The organism is Spirosoma endophyticum (genome assembly GCF_900112365.1).
Taxonomy (GTDB): domain Bacteria; phylum Bacteroidota; class Bacteroidia; order Cytophagales; family Spirosomataceae; genus Spirosoma; species Spirosoma endophyticum.
In genome coordinates this window covers 430,597-452,912 of sequence record NZ_FOLQ01000002.1, presented here as the reverse complement: position 1 = coordinate 452,912, position 22,316 = coordinate 430,597, and the positions used below count along the sequence as shown (strand labels likewise).

Below are 22,316 nucleotides of genomic sequence, written 5' to 3'. Positions count from 1 at the left end.
CCTCACTCAACGACCGAGACAATCACGTAGTTGTCGTTGCGCGTGATGCCATAAAGTACCTGCTTTTCTTTGCTACTTCGGTCAATAGCGAACGCCTGCCCTTCGCTGATAGTCGAAATGGTTTTGACGTATTGCAGCGTATGTCCGCGCTCCGGCAGTTTCAGTACATATAACTCGGGTTTGTCGTGGCCTGTGCAGTAAATCAATCCGTTGGGTGCCCAGGTTCCGCCCGATGTGCTGTAAGGAGAAAACGCCTGTAATACGTTGGCGGGAAATGCCCAGGACTCTAGTTGCTGCCAGGTTGAATTGAATTTCACCAGCGTGGTCCAGCGGTTATCGCGCCCTTCGGCCATCGACTTATTTGAGTAATTGGCAAACGCTACCCACCAGTATCCCTCATAAAAATCAGCCCAGGTAACGGAACCCGGAAATAGACCAAAGCTATGAGTACCAATATGCCGAAGCGTCCGGGTATCGAAAATTTCGATGGAACTTGCCATCGGTACGTCCGGGTAATTGGAATGCGTGCAGTAGAGTTTCCGACCAACGACCACACCACTGTTCATGTGTTTCAGCAAGCCCGTTGTATCCTGCCAGGCTGCGACCTGTTTCCCATCTGACTTACTATGTTTCGTCAGCGAATGATTATTAATGACATAGAAATGCGTTTGATCGACCGCTACGCCCTGCTGAACTTCCTTCAGCTGGAACCGCCGAATTTCGGTAACCTTCTGCGCTTGGCTGGTGAGTGAAAAAAGTAGGAATAGAAACAGACTGGCATTCGTCCGTGAATGATGTGATCGCATGGTTTTTAACTTACTCTGGTAATGAGAGCAAGTTAAGGTTGTATAAATTCAAACGCTACGTGTACACGCTTTCCGACATAAACGATTGCTGGAATGACACCGATCTCGACCTATTGCTACCTGTAATTTCAGTAAAAAACGGTTTCTTAACCGGATGATCAACAATTGTATCTGGTAGTTGAAAAATCATACCGGTCAATTGGGTAAATTTCGCCCGATATTCCCTTATCAATTAATACAACTCCAATACGTTTCTCATGAACCAATCAGATAACTCAACGCCAACGCCCGAGCAGACCAATCCGGTCGAATCCACCACGGGTACGACCCGCCGACAGTTTATTCAGGCAGGGGCTTTGGCTACAGCGAGCTTCTTTATTGTGCCCCGTCATGTACTGGGCGGCAAAGGCTTCATTGCCCCCAGCGATAAACTCAATATTGCCGGTGTTGGCTTTGGTGGCAAGGGCTTTAGCGACACCAACAATTCGTATAACAACGGTGCCAATAATATTGTCGCGCTCTGCGACGTAGACTGGGGTCTTCCCCGCGTGAAAGAAAATTTTACCAAGCACCCTAATGCCAAGAAGTACAAAGACTTCCGGGAGATGCTGGACAAAGAAGGCAAAGCCATTGACGCCGTTACAGTCTCCACCGCCGACCATACCCACGCCGTTGTAGCCATGGCAGCCATGCAGCGCGGCAAGCACGTATACGTTCAAAAGCCCCTGACGCACAACATTTACGAGGCCCGAATGCTGACTGAAGCCGCTCGTAAATACAAAGTTGTTACGCAGATGGGCAACCAGGGGTCGTCGAATCCGCAGCAGAAACAGATGGTGGACTGGTTCGATAAGGGTCTGCTGGGCACCGTACATACCGTTAACCTCTGGACCAACCGTCCCGTTTGGCCGCAGGGGATTCCGGTCCCACAAGCCGTTGAGCAAATACCCGTTGATCTGGATTGGGATCTGTGGCTCGGACCTGCTCAAAAAATTGGGTATACCCCCGCCTATCACCCCTTTAAATGGCGTGGCTGGTGGAATTTTGGCGCTGGTGCACTCGGCGACATTGGCTGTCACATCATGGATACGCCATTTCGCGTACTCGGCCTTGGCTACCCAACCGAAGTTGAGACCAGCATTGGCCAGGTATTCCTGAAAGACTGGACTCCGGAGTACATTCCCGAAGGCTGCCCTCCATCGTCGCATGTGGAAATAAAATTCCCGGCCACAGCGAAAAATAAGTCAGTAGTAAAAATGATCTGGGAAGATGGTGGTATCCGTCCCTTCCGGCCAGATATGTTGCCAGAAGGCGAACTGATGCCCGAAAATGGCGAAAACGGCGTACTGATCCACGGTGACAAAGGTTTGTTGATCTGTGGCATGTATGGTGAGGACCCAAAACTCTATACGAAAGACGGTCAGAAAATAGTGGGCGACCCAAAACCAAAACCTGCTGATGGCGCCAAGCCGCTACCTGAAAATGGACACCAGGTATTGTGGACGGAAGCTTGCAAAGCTGGTTTCAATAGCAAGGAGCACAAGGCGCTTACCTCCTCATTCGATTTCGCCGGTCCACTGACGGAATCCGTACTAATGGGTAATCTGGCCATTCGTAGCTACACGCTACGTCAGCCTAAAGCCGACGGCAAAGGTTTCAACTATCCAGGTCGCAAGAAGCTGATGTGGGATGGTAAAAACATGAAAATCACCAACCTCGACGAAGCCAACCAGTTTGTGAAGCGGGAGTACCGTCAGGGCTGGTCCCTAACGGCGTAATTGAGAGAGTGAACAAGCAAGGGGTTCGCTGGAGAAATGGGCTTTGTTTACTAGCTCATTCTTCCAGCGAACCCCTTGCTCGTTCAACAAATCCGCTTTGCATACGTTTAGATTAAAAAGAGATTAAAATTCAACGTATGAAAAAGCAAACCTTATCCGTACTAAGCGCGCTGATCGTGGGTGCCAGTCTATTTAGCAGTTGCCAGCAAGTGGCCGACCATGACACAACGCCCGCACCGATACCAGCCAACTTCCAGGTACAAACTGTGTTGGCAGGCTATGAGATTATCTGGGGCATGGATTTTTTGCCAAACGGCGATCTGCTCTTCACAGAAAAGCGTGGGCGACTCTATCGGCTGGCCAACGGCTCCACGACTGCTACTGAGCTAACCGGATTGCCCGGCGACATTTACACGGCGGGTCAGGGCGGATTACTTGACTTACGGGCGCATCCCCAGTACGCCAGCAACGGCTGGATCTACGCCACCTATGCGGGTTCTACAGCGGGAACTCAGTCAGGACGGCTGAACCTGATGCGATTCAAAATAACTAATAATCAGCTTACTGACCTGTCAACAATTTTTCAGACTGATGCTACGAATGCCTGGCAGGGGCACTACGGTAGTCGTATCGAATTTGGCCCGGACAACATGCTTTACCTGAGTGTGGGCGAAGGTGGTCCACGCACGTATGGGGGCGCTTCATCGCCCAACCAGAATGCCCAGAACGTGAACACCGGCTGGGGAAAAATTCACCGCATGACCGATAGCGGTCAGGTTCCTGCCGACAATCCGATCTTGCCGGGCAACACGGCACCTACAACGGTTTATGCGTATGGCAATCGGAATCCGCAGGGATTGGCCTTTAATCCGACTACTAACCAGCTATGGTCGACGGAACACGGTCCGAAAGGAGGGGATGAAGTCAATATCATCCGAAAAGGCGCCAATTACGGGTGGCCATTGGTTTCGTACGGTGTTAATTACGACGGCACGACCATATCGGACAGTCCCACCCGCGACGGTATTCAGGCGCCTATCCACACCTGGACCCCGTCTATAGGAACCAGTGGTCTGACATTCATTACGAGCGACAAATTCGGTACTCTGAAAGGTAGTCTGGTGACGGGTGGCCTGGCTGAAGAATATCTGAGTATCCTGACAATCAGCAACAACCAAATCACGGGAGAAGCTAAGCTACTAACAGGACAGCGTGTACGTAACGTCAAGCAGGGACCTGATGGCAACCTGTACGTTTCACTCGAAGGACCCGGCCGGATTGTACGTATTGTGCCGAATTAGGAATTACCTACGTAGCTCACAGCGTGCATAAGCCATTAACTACAAAAGCGCTCATGTACGCTGTGAGTCAAACAATGCCGCATAGGGCGGTAGCTAACAACGTACTAAATAATAAACCCAGAGGGCACAGAGAATCGTATCTGTGCCCTCTGGGTTTATTATTTAGTACTGTTACTTACTCGTTCTCAAAAACAGCGATTGCACCATTGTCCGCAGGCGACTGTGGGCAACATAAGCCCAGATAAGCAGCATATACATCGAAAAGTCCTGGTAAGATACGGGAAATGCCGTGCTGTTAAAGTAGTACTGCGTAGATGTGAAATCGAGTGTTGGTGTAAAACCCACTAGATTCTCATAGCCGAGTACAAGGGTCAGACCGAGGGCATAAAATAGGTATTGTGGTTTACGAAATGCCCATAAAACGGCAGCCAACGTAGTAGCGCCAAATCCTAAATAATGTTTCCAGGTTAACGACAGGTCGGTTGTGGACGCGACATAAATTGAATAAACCTGAACGGCCGTCAGCACTGAAAGAATGAGGCCGTAGCCGTAAAACTCCTTTAATTGAGCACGTTGCATACTGATATAAGTTACGGAAGAAGAAAAAACGAAGAATAAAATTACAAGAAAAACTACTATGTAGATAGGCTAACGTACATTATTTTTTGGGCATACCTTCATTAAAAAATACAAACAAACCATCTTTTCCGGCTACGACTATGTCTTTGCGGCCCGTTTTACGCAAATCCGCCAAGGCAAAATAAATGCCGGTTCCTTTCCCAACCCCTGGCTGACCATACGAAATATCGTGTTTAACAAACTTCTTCTGAGACGTATCCCAGGTAAAATAATACAGACCTACAGGATCATACCCACCAGCATCGCCATCGTTATGGGCACGGAAGCGCTTGCCCGTTATCAGATCAGGTCGGCCATCGCCGGTAATGTCTACCCATTCAAGGCAGTGATATTGTGAGTTTTTATCGTCGATCAGGTGTTTGGTCCAGCCTCGCTGGCCACTGGCATCACGGGTTTGTTCATACCAGTGCAGGCCATAGCTATGCCCCTGTCCCACAATGAGATCGTTACGTTGATCGCCATTGACGTCGGCAACAATGATGGGAACACTCGCCGTTCCCAAGGCAAACTCCTTGTGTAACGTCCAGGGTCCGGCGCTGCGATCCTTCGGGGCTTCGAGCCAGCCATCACTCACGATCAAATCGCCCCGACCGTCGCCGTTCACATCCCCAAAGCCCAAGCCATGCCCCTGGGTCGGTGCTACGGTAATCATTTTGAATGTACCAGGACTAACCAACTTAACGTATTTCAGCGGATGACTTGGGTTGTTGGGCACAATGTCGAGGTTGCCGTCGCCGTCGATATCCCAGGCGCGGGTAGTTTCCACATTCCCTACGTTACCAATCTCATGCAACGGCCAGGTAGCTTTGCCGTTTCCAGGATTTTCAACCCAACGTAGCGTTTGATCGAACCAGCCGCCAGTAACAAAATCCATCCGTCCGTCGGCATTCACATCCATAGGAATGGTCGAAAAATCGTCGAAATATTCATTCTTGCGAGGCTCGTTTCCAATCAAATGCCGACGCCGGAAGAGCGGGCCTTCATACCAGAAATCGCCCGAAACGATGTCGAGCGTATCGTTTTTATCGACGTCAAATACCCCTACCGATTCATAGCTTTCGGCGGCCACGAAATAGCGATTGAAGCGAATGGTCGGTTCAGGAGCCGTCAGGCCAGCCAGTAGAAGACCCACAATGAGGCTACTTATAATACGGAGCATAAACGCAGGTGTTTTTGCATCATAAGTCTGGTTGCCAGCTTGCCTACTCTCCTATGTGACCTTGTTTGATGGGTACACTGGTCACCTGGTAAATTTTGATGCTATCAATCGGAAATTTGGAATATGCCCAGGAGGTACCCCGACCATAAAAACAATTGTAATAACCCGTAGAGACAAAGGTTAACCAGGTAAAAGGCGATGTAAGGGCGCTGACCGGCCGAAGCTGAACACCGTTGGGAATTTCCTGACTATCAACTCCCGAAGGCCTGACCAGATAATCGCCGGTGTGAAACTGCATAGAATCGGTCTGTACCTCCCTGAACCCGTTTTGCTGAGCATACCACTGCCAACCCCAATGGCCTACCGTCCAGATACGACTTTGCCTGGGTAATACACCAGTCACTTCTTTCGCCTTTCGACGGTAAAAATCCGCGAATTGCCAGTCTGAAATCGCTATGATTAACCCAATGGACGCTGCAACAAGAATCGCCTGCGAGGCATTAAGTATGGATATGTTGTCCAACCAACGGCCACCTAAAAATAGTACGGGTGGAATTATTAACAAAACATGACGGCTGGCGATAAAAGGAGCGAATAAAATAACAAACCCACTTACCGCAGCAATCCACATGACGAGCACAACATCAGCTATGTCAATTTTCTTGTTGCTAGAAAAACTATTATGCCAAACACTTAAAATGACTACTACGATTATGAGCAAGCCATTTATCAAAAAGGCAGTCGATAAAATATCATTCGATGTTAAAATAAATATTCGGTTTTTCGCCGTGGCAACCGTCAATCCAATAAACAATAAAGCAATAAGTGGAATGAAAAAAGTAATGATTTTATAGCGAGATAAATAGCCAACAAAAAAGGCCAGAGAAAAGGGAGCAATGGCCCCGACACACGTAATAAAGTCTACCAGATTTTTTGTAAATAGATCAAGCGTCATTGGATTTCTTGGCCTGTTCACAATATGAACCGCCGAGAATTCGACGTAATTCCAAAGTGACCAAAGTCCTAAAATAAAAACAGGGATCAACAATACGTATAAAAGTCGATATTGTTTACGCCAGAGTATGGTGATCAATAGAACAACGAATAAAGGGATGTTGGTGTATTTAATTAGTAAACTCAGGCCTAAAATTAGGCTGGCCTTCCAGTAGCGAATCGGTTCAGAAAGAACGTCCTGTTGAAGTAAATAATAAAGAAACCAAAGATCAAAACACAGTAATGGCACATCGACCATTAAGTTCTGGTTTACCAGAAAAGCTGGACAAAATGCAAAAAATGTCGTTAGTAATAGCCCCTTCCCCAGATTTAACAGTTTCGTTATTTTATAGAAAGCGACTAATGAAAATAAAGTAAAAATTGATTGAAAAAGATGCAAAATAATCTCGCTATTTCCAAATAGCTTACTCACGAAGGCAATAAGATAAAAATATAAAGGTGGCTGATTCGCTACGTACATCGGCTCCTTATTATCGTCCCAGTTAATTAAACCGGACATGGGACGTAGTGGATTGTCTTTGATCCAGTTAGCCGCTTCTAAATGAAATGTATCATCTATATGATAAGCCTTATTGATATTAATCGCCGTAGCTATAAAATATAACAAACCAATAATTAGCCATTCGTTACGTGATAAACTATTCAATTTAGATGCTGCCATTTTATTAATTTATAGTTCCAAGTTAGTATAGATTCTTACACTAGTTCTCCAGCACAAGGCCACAGAAAGGTGCCATAAATATAGATATTCCTAAAGTGGTATAAGTCAATACGTAATAATACAATGCATAAGTAATGAGTTCAGAAATCCGCGCAAATCCCTGACTATCAATTAATTTTGCATCAAAATATATTGTTTATTTGAGCGCCGGGAATGCTATCTTTATGATTGACTGGGCCTGATTTCTGCTGGCAGAAAATTCATAAAAAAAATCCCCCAACTATGTAGTCAGGGGATTTGTATGATTTGCCTAATGCTATCACGCATCATAACTCAACACGGGTGCCAGCCACTTTTCGATCTCTTCAATCGGCATGTCTTTGCGCTGGGCATAATCCAGAATCTGATCTTTGTTGATTTTACCAACGGCAAAGTATTTCGACTCAGGATTCGAGAAATAAAATCCACTTACCGACGAAGCCGGATACATGGCATAGCTTTCGGTGAGCTCAATGCCAATTTTGGTGGCATCCAACAGATCAAACAATTTGCCCTTTTCGGTATGATCCGGACAGGCCGGATAACCCGGTGCCGGCCGGATTCCCTGATAAGCTTCTTTGATCAATTGCTCATTTGGCAGATTTTCATCTACGGCATACGGCCAGAACTCTTTCCGAACACGCTCATGCATCCGTTCCGCAAAGGCTTCAGCAAGCCGGTCAGCCAGGGCTTTGACCATGATGCTATTATAATCGTCATGATCGCGCTCGTATTTATCGAGCATCGCTTCAATCCCGATGCCAGCCGTTACCGCAAATGCACCAATGTAATCTTCCCGACTACTGTCTAACGGAGCAATGAAGTCCGACAAACAGAAGTTAGGTAAGCCGGGCGCTTTCTGGTTTTGCTGCCGCAGAAAATGCAGCACCGTTTTTGTGTCATAAATCAATTCGCCAGCCGGACTTACAGCCGTTTGTGATTGGGCTTTGCTGATTTTATACTCGATGTGCTGGTGAGAACCATGCCGTTCACAGGGGACTTCGCGCACATGCTCTTCAAAATCGTGTAGCAATACGTCGTCATCGGCCGAGTTGGCTGGGTAGAACCCAACAACGGCTTTGGCTTTCAACAGTTTATTATCAATGATTTCCTGCAAAAGCTGCGTGGCATCATCGAATAATTTCTTTGCTTCACTACCGACAACCGCGTCGTCGAAAATGGCCGGATATTTACCGTGTAACTGCCACGTCTGGAAGAAGGGGGTCCAGTCAATATATTTCGCCAATTCGCCAATATCGTAATCCTCAAAATAGCGATTACCAAGGAACGTTGGTTTCGTTGGTTCAAAAGCCGCCCAGTCAATTTTCGTACGGTTCTCCCGCGCTTTTGAAATCGTCAGACTGGCCTTTTCTTTTTGCCGTTTGGCGTGATCTTCACGAAGTTTGACGTATTCGGCCTTTATCTCCGTGAAGATTTTTTCCTTCGTACCATCTGTCTCACTGACAAGCTTTCCAGCAACGGGGACGCTTCGGCTGGCATCCAATACGTGTACTACCGGCCCGGCGTAATGCGGGTCAATCTTGACGGCGGTGTGTATGCGCGACGTAGTGGCGCCACCAATCAACAAAGGCATTGTGAAACCCTGGCGCTGCATCTCCTTCGCTACACCGACCATTTCATCCAATGAAGGCGTTATCAGGCCACTTAGACCAATAATATCTACATTATGCTCGCGGGCAGCGTCCAGAATTTTCTGCGTTGGCACCATCACACCAAGGTCTATAATCTCGTAATTATTGCATCCCAGTACAACACCAACGATATTTTTACCGATGTCGTGAACATCACCTTTAACGGTTGCCAGCAGGATTTTCCCGGCATTCTTGGATGTATCTCCCCCGATAAGCTTCTCGGCTTCAATAAACGGTGTCAGATAAGCTACCGCTTTTTTCATGACCCGCGCCGATTTTACCACCTGCGGCAGGAACATTTTACCCGCACCAAACAAATCGCCCACTACATTCATCCCATCCATCAATGGACCTTCGATAACGTGCAATGGTCGCTCTACCAACTGCCTAATTTCTTCAACGTCCTGGTCAATATAATCGGTAATGCCTTTGATCAACGCGTGTTTGAGCCGTTCGTGAACGGGTTCGAGCCGCCAGCTTTCATCCTGAACAATGACCTTCCCTTTCGCTTTCACCGTTTCGGCAAAATCAACTAATCGTTCGGTGGCATCGTCCCGGCGATTGAGCAATACGTCCTCGCAGCGCTCCAGCAGTTCTTTTGGAATGCTATCGTAGACTTCCAACTGCCCGGCGTTTACGATGCCCATGTCCATACCGGCGCGGATCGCGTGGTAAAGGAACGCTGAGTGCATAGCCTCACGTACTACGTCATTTCCGCGGAAGCTGAACGAAATATTCGATACACCACCGCTCACTTTGGCCAGCGGCAGATTTGCTTTGATCCAGCGCGTAGCGTTGATAAAGTCAACAGCGTAGTTATTATGTTCCTCAATCCCTGTTGCAACGGTCAGAATATTCGGGTCAAAAATAATGTCCTGCGGGTTGAAATGAACTTTATCGACCAAAATTCGGTAAGCTCGCTCACAAATTTGGATACGCCGTTCATACGAATCGGCCTGGCCGCTTTCGTCAAACGCCATCACCACCGTCGCTGCCCCGTAGCGACGAACGAGTTGTGCCCGTTCAATAAACGCATCTTCGCCTTCTTTCAGCGAAATAGAGTTGACAATCGCCTTTCCCTGTACGCATTTCAAACCGGCTTCGATAACCTCCCACTTCGAGGAATCGACCATGATGGGTACGCGGGCAATGTCGGGTTCGGCAGCAATCAGGTTCAGGAAGGTTGTCATAGCCTCCACCGAATCCAGCATGCCTTCGTCCATGTTGATGTCGATCACCTGTGCGCCACCTTCAACCTGCCCGCGGGCAATACTCAGGGCTTCATCGTAATTTCCTTCTTTTATAAGTCGGGCAAATTTCTTTGAGCCTGTTACGTTCGTACGTTCGCCAACGTTCAGGAAGTTGGTGAGTTCCGTAATTTTCAGTGGCTCCAGCCCACTCAGTTTCTGGTAGGGCTCAGGTTCAGGTAATTGCCGGGGCGGATACTTAGCCGCTACATCCGCAATGGCCCGGATGTGATCAGGTGTAGAGCCGCAGCAACCGCCAACGATATTGACAAAGCTGCTTTTAACAAAATCCTCGATCTGCAACGCCATCATCTCCGGCGTCTCGTCATACTCGCCAAATTCGTTGGGTAAACCAGCGTTTGGATAAGCCGACGTAAAGAAGGGCGCTTCCTGCGAAAGCGTCTGAATATAAGGGCGCATCAGAGCTGCTCCCAGCGCACAGTTAAGCCCCACACTCAACAATGGCAAGTGCGAAACGGAGTATAAAAACGCTTCCGTCGTCTGTCCCGACAATGTCCGACCACTGGCATCCGTGATGGTGCCGGAGATCATAATGGGCAGAACGGTCTTTTGTGGGTTTAAATTAAAATACTTATCGATGGCGAACATGGCCGCCTTGGCATTCAACGTATCGAAGATCGTTTCAACCAGCAGCAAATCCGAACCACCGTCAACTAACCCGCTAACCTGCTCATAATACGAATTTACCAGATCATCGAACGTAACCGCGCGATAGGCCGGGTTGTTCACGTCGGGGGAGAGCGAAGCCGTACGGTTGGTTGGCCCCATTGCCCCGGCCACAAAACGCGGTTTGTCGGGATTTTGTAGCGTCACTTCCACCGCCACTTCTTTCGCGATCCGTGCCGACTCATAATTGAGTTTATACGCCAACTCCTCCATGCGATAATCCGCCATAGCAATGGATGTACCACTGAACGTATTGGTCTCAATAATATCAGCTCCCGCTTCCAGATATTGCTTATGGATCGCCTGAATCACTCCTGGCTTCGTCAGCGACAACAAATCGTTATTGCCCTTCAAATCATGTGGCCAGTCGCGAAATCGTTCACCCCGGTAGTCGGCGTCGGTCAGGTTATACCGCTGAATCATGGTACCCATTGCCCCATCGAGGACAAGGATACGCTCCTGTAGAAGTTCCTGTATAGTTTTCAATGGCGGTGTTTCAGTGCATAGTTGTTAGACACGCTAACAAACAGCTGGCTTAAAAAAGTCCAAAAAATCAAAAAAGGCTTATGACCAAAAAGATAGGTAGCAGACGGCTAATCTTATCTATCCCAGTTGATGACCGGGCGGAAATTGGCACCATTCCCTGAGGCTGGTTGGTTGCCAAGACATCATCGGGTCCTTTCCCTCCGTCTTTCTGGATAAGCTACAGCAAATTTAAACAAAAAAAAGGGTACACTGGCAAAGAGTGTACCCAAAATAAGTCAATTTCATTCGTTTACCAAGTCTGCTCTAAATCTTCTTTCGTATACAGATGATTCCGTTCGTTGTAGAACGAGGCATCGTCGGTTCGCTTGATAGCCAGTGGGTTTTTGGCCGTCATGCGATAGAGCAGTGCAATAGGAAACAAAAAGACGAAGAACATAACCGACAGAATGATCTTGCCATTGATATTCCCCAGGATTTCGGCCAGTTTGAACCAGGCTTTCACAATCAGGTCACCCGCGGCTGGAATAGCCAGGCTCAATACACCAACAGTTGCTGCTCCATAGAGCCACCAGGGTGATTTAAACACAAAATACAGCACCACCAGGCCAGTTACGATCACTAGCTGGGCTTTTACTTTTTCGGTAATATCCATGCCTTAAAACAATGTGTAGATAAACGGAGCAACGGCCGAACCACCGCCAATAACGATCAGAATACCAATGAGTAGCAATAAAATAATCATTGGAGCCAGCCACCATTTTTTGCGCTGCTTTAGAAATTTAAAAATGTCCTGTAGGAATTCCATGAGTTAATTCAGTTTGCTTATTTGTTAACAGATGTAAGGGATGAGTCTTGAAGAACACCAGGGTTCGACTGCATCAGTTGAAATAAGGCTTCGCCCACTCGTTTATTGACAATTGGGCTGGCGTGCCCATCATTACGTCCTACCACCCGATCCTTGATATCAATGTCGCCGATGAGCTTGCCAACCTCCAGAATCGGGACATTATTTTTTCGAAAAAAGTCAACGACGGGCTTCGTATACTCAGCCGACTGTTCCAGGTTGTGGACAAACGGGAACATCACCACATAGAGCCGGGCATTATTTGCTTTGGCATAGTCTACAAATTGATTGAGATCGCTCAGGTGGTCGTTAATGATAGCCGGTGTGCCATAAGCCGTTCGGGCATACGTATCAAAAGGCGCAAAATTACCGTGCGGGAACTGCCAGTATAAATAGTTGAGTAAATACGATTTAATGAATAAGGGCTGAAGCGGCCGCGGCAAATCAGAATAGGGAGCAAAGCCCGTCGGCACTAACCCATGATCATGTGCTACCTTCTCGATGTCATTTGGGAAATACTGTAATATCAGTACATCCGGCTTTACGGCAAACTTCGTCAGTCGTTTAAACTCGTCGCGGGTGTCGGAACCCGATATTCCCAGGTTATATGTTACGTATTGTTTGCCATCCAGTTTTTCACCCAACACATTCCCGTATCGCTCATCGGCCGATTTTAAACCGTGTCCTGATGTGAAGGAATCGCCAACAATCAGGACTTTCTTCTTACCCAACGTATCGGTTTTGGGCGAATCTCGATAGTTATCCGGAGTCATGGGCAACCAGTAGCGCTCAAACCAAATATGCGATGCCAGCGTCAGCCCACCCTCCTGGCTTTGGGCGACAAACATAAATCCAATCTCCAGCGCGACCAGTATCAACACAACCGGCACGAACAAGGTCGCTATGTTTCCACCCAGTTTGGGTGGATTCGGATTTTTGACAATGCCATAATAATAGATACGTAGCAGCTCAATAACAATCAGCAGCAACAGGCAGCCTTTTATCAACCGGACGTATACATTATCGAATAACCCGAAATGTGGGTAATCGAAGCTAACGCCAAAGTGATCACCAAAAAACAGAATGAATGCCAGGAATCCCAGTAGCAGTAAGCGAACAGCACTGGACACGAGTTTTGAGCCCATTAAACGAGGTCGTTCGTCAAATAAATGACGTATGTTAGTCTAAAACAAATTCTTCTTTCCAGTTGTCACTTCCCTGCCATTCGGGCTGTTTCCGCTTGTCGAACAGGAAGTTACCTACAGCCAGATAATCCATTTCGGTGCGCATGAAGCATCGGTACGCATCGTCGGGTGTGCAGACGATTGGTTCACCCCGCACGTTGAAACTGGTGTTAACAATCACGCCAAATCCCGTGAGCTGTTTGAAGGCATCGATCAACTGGTAGTAGCGCGGGTTCGTGTCTTTATGCACCGTTTGAATCCGGGCCGAATAATCAATGTGCGTAATGGACGGCAGATCAGACCGTTGATAGTAGAGCTTATCACGCAACGAGAAACTGGCATAGTTGGCCGGAACCGGTGTCCGACGCTTCTGGGCTACCGGGTGTACCAGCAGCATATAAGGCGAAATTCCATCGTAATCGAAGTATTCAGCGCAATCTTCGGCCAGTACTGAAGGTGCAAATGGCCGGAACGATTCGCGGTATTTGATTTTCAGATTCAGCTTCTTTTGCATCTCCGCATTCCGTGGATCACCCAGAATGCTACGTCCACCCAGCGCCCGTGGACCAAATTCCATCTGCCCCTGCACCCACCCTACTACGTTGCCATCGGCAAGCAATTTAGCCGCATCGCGACTCAGGTCATTGAAATTCTCATAATGGGTGGCAACGCCTTTGTACTTTTTGGCCATCAGCTCAACATCCAGATCCGAGAATGTTGGTCCCAGGTAAGAGCCACGCATGGCATCCCGCTCGGTCGTAACTACCCGCTCCTGCTGGAAGTAGATATGATAAGCGGCCAGTGCCGCCCCCAACGCGCCACCCGCGTCACCGGCGGCTGGTTGAATAAAAATGTCTTTAAAGATGCCGGCTGCCTGAAGCTTTCCGTTCGATACGCAATTTAGCGCCACGCCACCGGCCATGACGATCGCATCGGCATTGGTCAGGCGTTTGGCTTCACGCGCCATGTTCAGCACGACCTCTTCGGTCAGGTATTGAATGGCCAGGCCCAGATTGCAATGATGCGCCTGCAATTCGTCTTCAGGCTGGCGCAGCGGGAAACCAAACAGTTCCTCCCATTTGCTGGCGTGTACCATTCGGAGACCCGTAGCATAATCGAAATACTCCTGATTGAGCCAGATGGAGCCATCGGGCTTAAGGTCAGCAAGTTTTTCTTTAATAAGCGTCATGTACCGGGCGACGTCCGGCGAAGTCGGATCGCCATAGGGCGCCAGACCCATGAGTTTGTATTCGCCTGAGTTAACCCGGAAGCCGAGAAAATAAGTGAAAGCTGAATACAAGAGCCCGAGTGAGTGCGGGAACCGCATTTCCTTAAGGATCGAAATATCTTTCCCATCCCCTAAACCAATAGAAGCCGTAGCCCATTCGCCTACGCCATCGACCGTTAGAATAGCTGCCCGCTTAAAGGGAGATGGATAAAAAGCACTGGCTCCGTGCGAAAGATGGTGCTCAGGAAAGAGTAATTTTATTTTAAGGGACGGATCATACCCTAACTTCTCCAGTTCTTCCCGAATCAGCCGCTTGAGAAATAATTTCTCTTTCAGCCAAACCGGAATCGACATCAGAAACGAGCGTATACCCTTGGGAGCAAAGGCATAATACGTCTCCAGCAACCGCTCAAATTTGAGCAGTGGTTTGTCGTAGAAGACAATGGCATCCAGTTTGTTTATGTCGACACCGCCATATTGAAGACAGTATTTAATCGCTTGAGCGGGAAAACCCGGATCGTGCTTTTTTCTAGTAAATCGCTCTTCCTGAGCGGCCGCAACGATTCGGCCATCTTCAATCAATGCTGCAGCCGAATCGTGATAAAAAGCAGAAATACCTAATATGGTCATGAACTAGTATACCAGTAAAGAGGGGCCAAAAGTAAGGGTTTTTTCTGGCAATCGACGTATCGGCCCCATTTTGACTTACTTTCCGGTTAATTCCTACTAAATGGTAATCGCTGCGTAACATAGGGTGTACAGTATTGAAATAAACTATCTTTGGCCGTTTTTCAGCAACAACGCTCCTATTATTGTGAAACTGGCAGCCATTGATATCGGCTCTAACGCAGCCCGCATGCAGATCTCAACCGTTCTGCATAATGACAACCTCGTTAGCTTCAAACGTGTCGAATATGTACGATTTCCACTCCGTTTGGGCCACGACGTGTTTAACTACGGCGCCCTAACGCCCGAAAGCGAAGCCCGGACCAATAAACTCATGCAAGCCTATAAACTGCTCATGGAACTGCACGAGGTGGAAGGGTACATGGCTTGTGCTACGTCGGCTATGCGTGAAGCCTCAAATGGCCCGGAAATTGCCAAACGAATTGAAGCGTCTACAGGGATCAAGATTCATATCATTGACGGTCAGAAAGAAGCCGAACTCATTAATAATGTGGTTGTTCAGGCACTGGACGACCGGCAATATCTGCACATCGACGTGGGTGGGGGTAGCACCGAACTGAACGTGTACGTAAATCGGCAGAAGATCAATTCAAAGTCCTTTAAAATCGGCTCAGTACGTCTGCTGGAAGGGAAAGAATCGAAAGGAGCCTGGCGTAAAATTGAAGATTGGGTTCAGGACAATATCGACTCAACGCAGGAAGTGACAGCCGTCGGTACGGGCGGCAACATCAGCAAACTGTTTAATCTGGCGGCCAAAGTTTCTGAAACGGAAACAAATCGAGCCGAAATCGAACGTATCCGCAACTACATTGCGGGCTTCAGCCAGGAGGATCGAATTAACAAACTTCGCTTAAATGCCGACCGGGCCGATGTAATCGTTCCAGCCGCCGACATCTATATTTCGGTAATGAAATGGGCCGGTGCCGAAAAAATCATCGTACCTGATTTAGGCTTAAAAGATGGCATCATTCAGTTGGTCTACGGTCAACTGAATCGCCGAAAGCCCATGTGGTGAACAAAATCTCCCTGGCTGGTCATACGATTTTATATCAGTATAATCCGAAACCTATTGATATTCCGGCCTTCTGTCAGCCCGGTTTTTTCTTTAACGAAACTGCCCATCTTCGTCAGCAACTTGATGGGCAGTTTCATTTGGTCTCGGCACTGAACCAACGTAGTGGGCTTGCTGACGCCCGATGTGCTTTCTTTATAAAGGCTGGCTGTGCCGTTAGTCCCGGTGCAGCTCCATTCGGGTCTGTTGAGTTCACTGAAACCTTGCCTGATTCAGTGCTAGATGAGTTTTTATGGTCACTTAATGAAGCCGTTAAATACACTGGAGCGACTACGTTTCGGCTCGTAACGTATCCGCACTGTTACGCGCCCGAACAGGCCGCCCGACTCAGCCTAAAACTACTGAAATACGGATTTGAACTAATTGAAGAGAACCAGTCATTTTTCTTGCCTATTTCTAACCACCAGTTTGATAGCAACCTGGTTCCGGCAGAACGTCGACGCCTACGAAAATGCCGGGAAGCCGGTTTTCACTTTGAAAACCAGCAAAATCCGGATATCAGTAGCGTAGTAAAATTTGTCCAGACGGCCCGCCAGCAGCAAGGTTATCCGCTACCGGTTAGCGCTGATTATCTGGCCCATTTGTTACGGACATTCCCGGATCATTTTTCTGTTTTTTCGGTCTATGATAACCACATGCTGGCGGCTATGATGATAACCGTACGGATACGCAAAGATATTTTATACACCTTTCTGCCTGCTTCGAATACTGATTATAGAACGTTTAGCCCGATGGTGATGCTCTATGATGGCCTGTATACGTACTGTCAGCAACAAGGCATCCGGCTTCTTGACCTGGGTGTATCACTCGACAGTTCTCATCTCCCTAAACCCAGCCTAATACGGTTCAAACGCAATCTCGGTGCGAAGGAGTCGCCAAAACAGGTTTTCGAGAAGCGCTTTTGAAACGAGTGAGTTAGGCTTTTTTTGTAGTTTTACGCTACTCTTTTTCTGATTTACTAATGCTTGAAAATGTCTTTAACGCCGTTGCTGCTTTCTTCTCCAATCTGGCGCAGTCACTGTTGTCGCTGGCCAAAGTGCTGCTACGGTCGCAGTGGGGTGTTCGACTACCAGCTCCGCAGCAAACTCGCTGTTCCGTTCTGGGCAATGGTCCTTCTTTAAACGATTCGCTGGCTAATCACCTGGATTTTCTGCTGGAAACCGAATTGATCGTTGTCAATGGCTTTGCCCTTACGGATTATTTTACGCGCTTACGCCCGGCAAATTATATCATTGCCGACCCCAACGCGTTCACGTTTCATGACGCGACAACCGGGCGTGAAGATCTACACCAGATTTTACAAGCACTAATTACGCAGGTCGATTGGTCCATGCGTCTGTTCATCCCCAATTTTGCGAAGGGTTCCTATTTTATCCAGCAAATCGAAAAAGGAAATTCACGGATCGAGCTTGTTTATTTTAACCCTACCATCATTCGTGGATTCAACTGGTTTTGCTATTGGCTCTATACCGCTAATCTCGGCATGCCTCAAGCCCAGACGGTTATTGTTACGGCGCTGTTTCTGATGATCAACCGCAAGTTCGATGAGGTTTTTCTGTTTGGGGCCGATACGTCCTGGCACGAGCAAATACGTATCAATGACGATAATCAGCTATTAATTAAGCAGGTGCACTTTTACGACAAGCCGAAGGACGTAGCGTTTATGCCCGTTTATAAAGATGCTCATCGTACCCAGACGTTCACGATGGCGAGCCAGTTTCTGTCATTGCACAAGGTATTCCGGGGATATGAAGTGCTACGTGAATACGCCGACTACCGGAAAGTTCGTGTGTTGAATGCCAGTAGTAAAAGCTACATCGATGCTCTTGAACGAGTGCAGTTGGTGAACCAGTCGGTTGGTCAGTAAGGCGCTTACATTCTACCATGAGAAGTAACTTTTTTGCCCTGGCTGTCAGCTTTCTCAGGCTGAGCGAACTGAGCGTTATGGTTCTGCAGAAGCCTAACATCGTCTTGATTTAGGCTGCTGATTCAGGCTATGGCGGCATTAGTTATCAGGCGCAACCAACGTTCGACCACGAACTCGTAAAAATTCTTGTTAAGCCATCCGAAATCCATCTCCTTGATGGAAAAGAATACTTAAGGCGTGTCCAGTAAACGATAGCAAGTCCAGTTTCGATGTAGTAACACATCTGGTTTAGTCTGGTTAGGCTCAAACGCGTATTTTGTTTGTTAATCATCCCCTCCAAAGTCGACCTGTATTGGGCTGCGGAAATAAAACGTAAGTGAGACGGATGACGTAGCGATGGCTCTCTTACCTACCTGACACAAAAATTAATTGATTGATTTTTAAGCCTTTTGTCGCAAAACGACGTTACATAGGTACCGCCCGGTTGAGCGCTTCCTTATGAGTCCCCTACGGTTGATCAAAATGATTAACGACTTGGCGATCTCTGGAACGAGCCTCACCTGGTATAGCACTCCCCCATCGGCTTAGTAAACTAAGTTGATGAATCGTCTGCTCCCCTGGCAAAATTGATTCGTGTGTGCCGACTGAACCGAGTCGACTTCGCTGCTGATCAATAAACATCTGCCTATCAAGCCACGACCAACCATCTCGTCGACCAGGCTTTTTATTTACTCTTTTCTTATGAACAACGACTTACAAGGGAAAACCGCGCTGGTAACGGGCGGGGCTTCGGGTATTGGCAAAGCTGTCGCCCTCTGCTCTATGGCCAGCACGGGGCTAATGTCATGGTTTCAGATATTGATCCCGTTCAGGGCCAGCAGGTTGCAGACCAGTTGAGCGCTGCCGGGGGAAACACCCGATTTTTCGAGGCCGATGTGGGTGACCCAATCCAGTGTCAACGCCTGGTGCAGGAAACCGTTTCGGCCTTTGGCTCGCTCGATATAGCCTGCAACAATGCGGGCATTGGGGGCGAGATGAATCTGACGGCCGACTACAGTCTGGAAGGCTGGCAGCAAATTATCAATATAAACCTCAACAGCGTTTTCTTTTGCCTCAAGTATGAACTGGAGGCAATGATCAAACAAGGCAAAGGAGTGATTGTCAATATGGCTTCCATCTTGGGACAGGTTGGTATGTCCGGGTCGCCGGGATACGTGACAGCCAAGCACGGGATGATCGGCTTAACGCAAACGGCCGCAATTGAATACGCATCGAAGGGTATCCGTATCAATGCCGTCGGACCCGGCTATATTGACACACCGTTGCTCAGTCAATTGTCCCCGGAAGTCAAACAACAATTGGTTGATCTGCATCCCATTGGCCGGCTGGGAAGGGCTGATGAGGTGGCCGAATTAGTTATCTGGCTCTGTTCGGATAAAGCCTCGTTTGTGACCGGATCGTATTACCCGGTTGATGGGGGGTATTTGGCCAAATAAACCGGACGGTTTGTCTCTTCGATTACGCCAACCGATGGTGCTAACCATTTTTTCCATGAACAAAGGCAAATCAGAGTTTCACTAGTGATAATCATCAGGTTGTGACTTGATAAAGATCAGTCTCTACGGATAGAAAGCCCGTTACCTTTACGGCGGATTAACGGTCATCCACCATGGTTACGGCTCCATCACCCGGTTCCCCCTTGCCATTTTATGAAAACGATCGTTCTCGCTACCGATTTTCCCATCGCCCAGGAAGGACACCTCATGAAGGCGATTCGCAGTGTCATAAAAGCGGAACAGGCTGATCTGCTGCTGATGTCCATCGTGGGCACGGCCTCGCAAAGTATGCAGGTAATGGGCGGCCTCGCGACCGAAATGGTGGCCCATAATGCTGCCGCAGATGCGAAACTGGCTCTGGGAACTGTTTGCGGAAGCAAAACCCAGCGCATGGCAAACCTAACTGACCTTCCCTTGCTGGCGGTTGTCTGATACGTGCCGTTATCAAAAAAACACTAGAACACTATGAACATTGCTTTTTTTAGTTGCCAGCCCTACGAGCAGCCGTTTCTGGTAGAAGCCAACCGCAACCACCGGCATCAGTTGACGTTTCTACCCCAAGCCTTGACACCCGAAACGGTGCAGTTGGCGGCTGGTCATCAGGCGATCTGTGTGTTTGTCAATGACCAGTTGACGCGCCCCACGCTTCAGGCACTGGCCGCCCTGGGTATTCGGTTGGTGGCACTACGTTGCACGGGCTACAATCAGGTGGACATTACCACGGCTCAGGAGCTGGGCATCCGCATTTTGCGCGTGCCTACCTATTCGCCCCATTCTGTTGCCGAACATGCGGTAGCGCTGCTGATGTCGCTGAATCGGAAGACCTATCTGGCGTATCAACGTACCAAAGAAAACAACTTTACACTCGACGGCCTGATGGGGTTTGACCTCTACGGCAAGCGGGTGGGCGTGATTGGCACGGGCAAGATCGGTGCAGCCTTTGCGCGCATTATGCTGGGGTTTGGTTGTCACGTACTGGCCCACGACAAAATGCCCGCGGCTGTTTTGCAACAGCTTGGTGTGGAATATTTACCTCTGGATGACGTATTGGAAAAGGCCGATGTGCTGTCGCTCCATTGTCCGCTCACGCCCGAAACGCACCATATCATCGACGCTACGGCGCTGGCCCGAATGAAACCCGGTGCCTATCTGATCAACACCAGTCGCGGTGGTCTGCTCGATACATCTGCCGTGCTGGACTCCCTGCAACGGGACCATCTGGGGGCGTTGGGCATTGATGTGTACGAACTAGAAGACGATTACTTTTTCGCCGACTGGTCGGATAAAGACCTGCCGGATGCCAATTTGAATGCCCTGACGCACTTACCGAATGTGCTGGTGACGGCGCATCAGGGCTTTTTCACCCGGGAAGCCATGGAGCAGATCGCCCATACCACGCTCAACAACCTGACGTACCTGGAACAGGAACGCTTACCCGCCGATGCCGTGGTGGTTGGGTAAGCAGAACAGGTGATAAGCAGAAACTAAAAAATAGATGTCCCCAACAACGTATGAAAAAGATTCTTATGCTGACCGATTTTTCGGAAGCCTCCCGGAATGCACTCTCCTTTGCCCAATCGTTCTTTAGTGAGACCATCGCTGATTTCCACCTATTGACCATCTATCCGGCGCAAACAGGAGGCTTTAATGGCCTCAAACACAACGCCGAAGCTGCTCGCTCAGCGACTACCAGTGCCAATCAATTACAGCGTATGGTGATCGAGCTGCGCCAACAGGCTACCCATGAGGGGCATACCTTCCGCTCATCGGCCATGCCCGGCAATCCCCTGGAGGTAGTCGAACAGATCGTGCAGACAGAGGCCTACGATTTTGTCGTCATTGGCCCCCAGCAAAATGATACCTATGGGTTGTTTGGCAATAGTGCCATTGGTCTGGTTCACGAGCTAAAAGCAAATATTCTGGTGGTACCGACTGATGCAACCCCTCGACCCATTTATCAGGTGGTGCTGGCCATCGATTTTGCCAATCTGAGGGACAGTAAACTACTTGATCCACTAAAAGAGCTGGTGACGCTCAAAGAGGCACTACTCACCTTACTGACCATTAAAACGCCCGACAATAGCGTCATTCACCCGGAACAGGAACTTCATATTCGACAGTTTTTAAACCCCATTAAACCAAATGTAACTCGCTTGCAGGCCTCCAGCGCCAAAGAAGGTATTGACGCCTACCTGGCGGAGCATCCAGTCGATTTATTGGTTACTATCCCCCGTTTCAAGGGTATGGCCAACGCAATATTGGGAGATAGCCATACGCGTATGCAGGCCTATACACCTTTGGTGCCGCTACTGACCCTTTATAATGACGGCAGCGACGAACGGCCCGAATTAGTCGACCATCTATCGACAGTCCATAGTGCGCTTTGATAGTTGAGAGCCCTTCCAACGA

The 22,316-nt window shown here is 48.5% G+C and carries 18 protein-coding genes and 1 riboswitch; of the genes, 9 read left to right on the top strand and 9 right to left on the bottom strand.

All coding sequences use genetic code 11. The features are described 5' to 3' along the window. Positions 1–2: 2 nt before the first annotated feature. A complete protein-coding gene (locus tag BM202_RS06905) occupies positions 3–806 on the bottom strand; it encodes a hypothetical protein (RefSeq protein WP_093824336.1) in 804 nt (267 codons plus the stop codon). A 257-nt stretch (positions 807–1,063) separates the two neighbouring features. Here BM202_RS06905 and BM202_RS06900 point away from each other — a divergent pair, with 257 nt between their 5' ends. Continuing rightward, the gene (locus BM202_RS06900; protein ID WP_093824334.1) at positions 1,064–2,584 is read left to right on the top strand and encodes a Gfo/Idh/MocA family protein; all 1,521 of its coding nucleotides are present in this window, start codon (positions 1,064–1,066) and stop codon (positions 2,582–2,584) included. Between the two features lie 137 nt (positions 2,585–2,721). After that, on the top strand, positions 2,722–3,885 hold the full coding sequence (locus BM202_RS06895) for a PQQ-dependent sugar dehydrogenase (protein WP_093824332.1): 1,164 nt from the start codon (positions 2,722–2,724) through the stop codon (positions 3,883–3,885). 171 nt (positions 3,886–4,056) lie between these two features. On the opposite strand, the gene BM202_RS06890 is transcribed toward BM202_RS06895, so the two are convergent. The 8 genes from BM202_RS06890 to BM202_RS06860 form a co-directional block, all read right to left on the bottom strand. Then, on the bottom strand, positions 4,057–4,464 hold the full coding sequence (locus tag BM202_RS06890; protein ID WP_093824330.1) for a hypothetical protein: 408 nt from the start codon (positions 4,462–4,464) through the stop codon (positions 4,057–4,059). Between the two features lie 79 nt (positions 4,465–4,543). After that, entirely contained in the window at positions 4,544–5,683 is a 1,140-nt protein-coding gene (locus BM202_RS06885) for an FG-GAP repeat domain-containing protein (protein ID WP_093824328.1), read from the bottom strand. A gap of 43 nt (positions 5,684–5,726) precedes the next feature. Beyond that, entirely contained in the window at positions 5,727–7,358 is a 1,632-nt protein-coding gene (locus BM202_RS06880) for an ArnT family glycosyltransferase (protein ID WP_093824326.1), read from the bottom strand. 319 nt (positions 7,359–7,677) lie between these two features. Then, on the bottom strand, positions 7,678–11,469 hold the full coding sequence (gene metH, locus BM202_RS06875; RefSeq protein ID WP_093824324.1) for a methionine synthase: 3,792 nt from the start codon (positions 11,467–11,469) through the stop codon (positions 7,678–7,680). A gap of 110 nt (positions 11,470–11,579) precedes the next feature. Further along, a riboswitch (SAM riboswitch) is annotated at positions 11,580–11,688 on the bottom strand. A gap of 70 nt (positions 11,689–11,758) precedes the next feature. Beyond that, positions 11,759–12,121: an SxtJ family membrane protein gene (locus BM202_RS06870; RefSeq protein ID WP_093824322.1), complete on the bottom strand. Its 363-nt coding sequence runs from the start codon at positions 12,119–12,121 to the stop codon at positions 11,759–11,761. Positions 12,122–12,124: 3 nt separating this feature from the next. Further along, complete coding sequence (locus BM202_RS37145) at positions 12,125–12,274, bottom strand: DUF5989 family protein (RefSeq protein WP_177236522.1); 150 nt, start codon at positions 12,272–12,274, stop codon at positions 12,125–12,127. Positions 12,275–12,291: 17 nt separating this feature from the next. Continuing rightward, the gene (locus tag BM202_RS06865; protein ID WP_093824320.1) at positions 12,292–13,458 is read right to left on the bottom strand and encodes an SGNH/GDSL hydrolase family protein; all 1,167 of its coding nucleotides are present in this window, start codon (positions 13,456–13,458) and stop codon (positions 12,292–12,294) included. Between the two features lie 34 nt (positions 13,459–13,492). Beyond that, positions 13,493–15,355 (bottom strand): carbamoyltransferase family protein, encoded by a 1,863-nt coding sequence (locus tag BM202_RS06860; protein WP_093824318.1) that lies wholly within the window; start codon positions 15,353–15,355, stop codon positions 13,493–13,495. Positions 15,356–15,539: 184 nt separating this feature from the next. Between BM202_RS06860 and BM202_RS06855 the strand changes: the two genes are divergently transcribed. The 7 genes from BM202_RS06855 to BM202_RS06825 all read left to right on the top strand — a co-directional run bounded on the left by BM202_RS06855 (position 15,540) and on the right by BM202_RS06825 (position 22,294). Next, complete coding sequence (locus tag BM202_RS06855) at positions 15,540–16,427, top strand: Ppx/GppA phosphatase family protein (protein ID WP_093825162.1); 888 nt, start codon at positions 15,540–15,542, stop codon at positions 16,425–16,427. Then, a complete protein-coding gene (locus BM202_RS06850; protein WP_245776549.1) occupies positions 16,424–17,389 on the top strand; it encodes a GNAT family N-acetyltransferase in 966 nt (321 codons plus the stop codon). Before BM202_RS06855 ends, BM202_RS06850 begins: the two co-directional genes overlap by 4 nt. A gap of 56 nt (positions 17,390–17,445) precedes the next feature. Then, entirely contained in the window at positions 17,446–18,351 is a 906-nt protein-coding gene (locus tag BM202_RS06845) for a hypothetical protein (RefSeq protein ID WP_093824316.1), read from the top strand. 845 nt (positions 18,352–19,196) lie between these two features. Further along, the gene (locus BM202_RS06840; protein WP_317039681.1) at positions 19,197–19,847 is read left to right on the top strand and encodes an SDR family NAD(P)-dependent oxidoreductase; all 651 of its coding nucleotides are present in this window, start codon (positions 19,197–19,199) and stop codon (positions 19,845–19,847) included. 213 nt (positions 19,848–20,060) lie between these two features. After that, positions 20,061–20,339 (top strand): hypothetical protein, encoded by a 279-nt coding sequence (locus tag BM202_RS06835; RefSeq protein WP_093824314.1) that lies wholly within the window; start codon positions 20,061–20,063, stop codon positions 20,337–20,339. A gap of 33 nt (positions 20,340–20,372) precedes the next feature. Next, positions 20,373–21,368, top strand: coding sequence for a 2-hydroxyacid dehydrogenase (locus tag BM202_RS06830; protein WP_093824312.1), 996 nt, complete (start codon positions 20,373–20,375; stop codon positions 21,366–21,368). 50 nt (positions 21,369–21,418) lie between these two features. Next, positions 21,419–22,294 (top strand): universal stress protein, encoded by an 876-nt coding sequence (locus tag BM202_RS06825; protein ID WP_093824310.1) that lies wholly within the window; start codon positions 21,419–21,421, stop codon positions 22,292–22,294. The last annotated feature ends 22 nt before the right edge of the window (positions 22,295–22,316 follow it).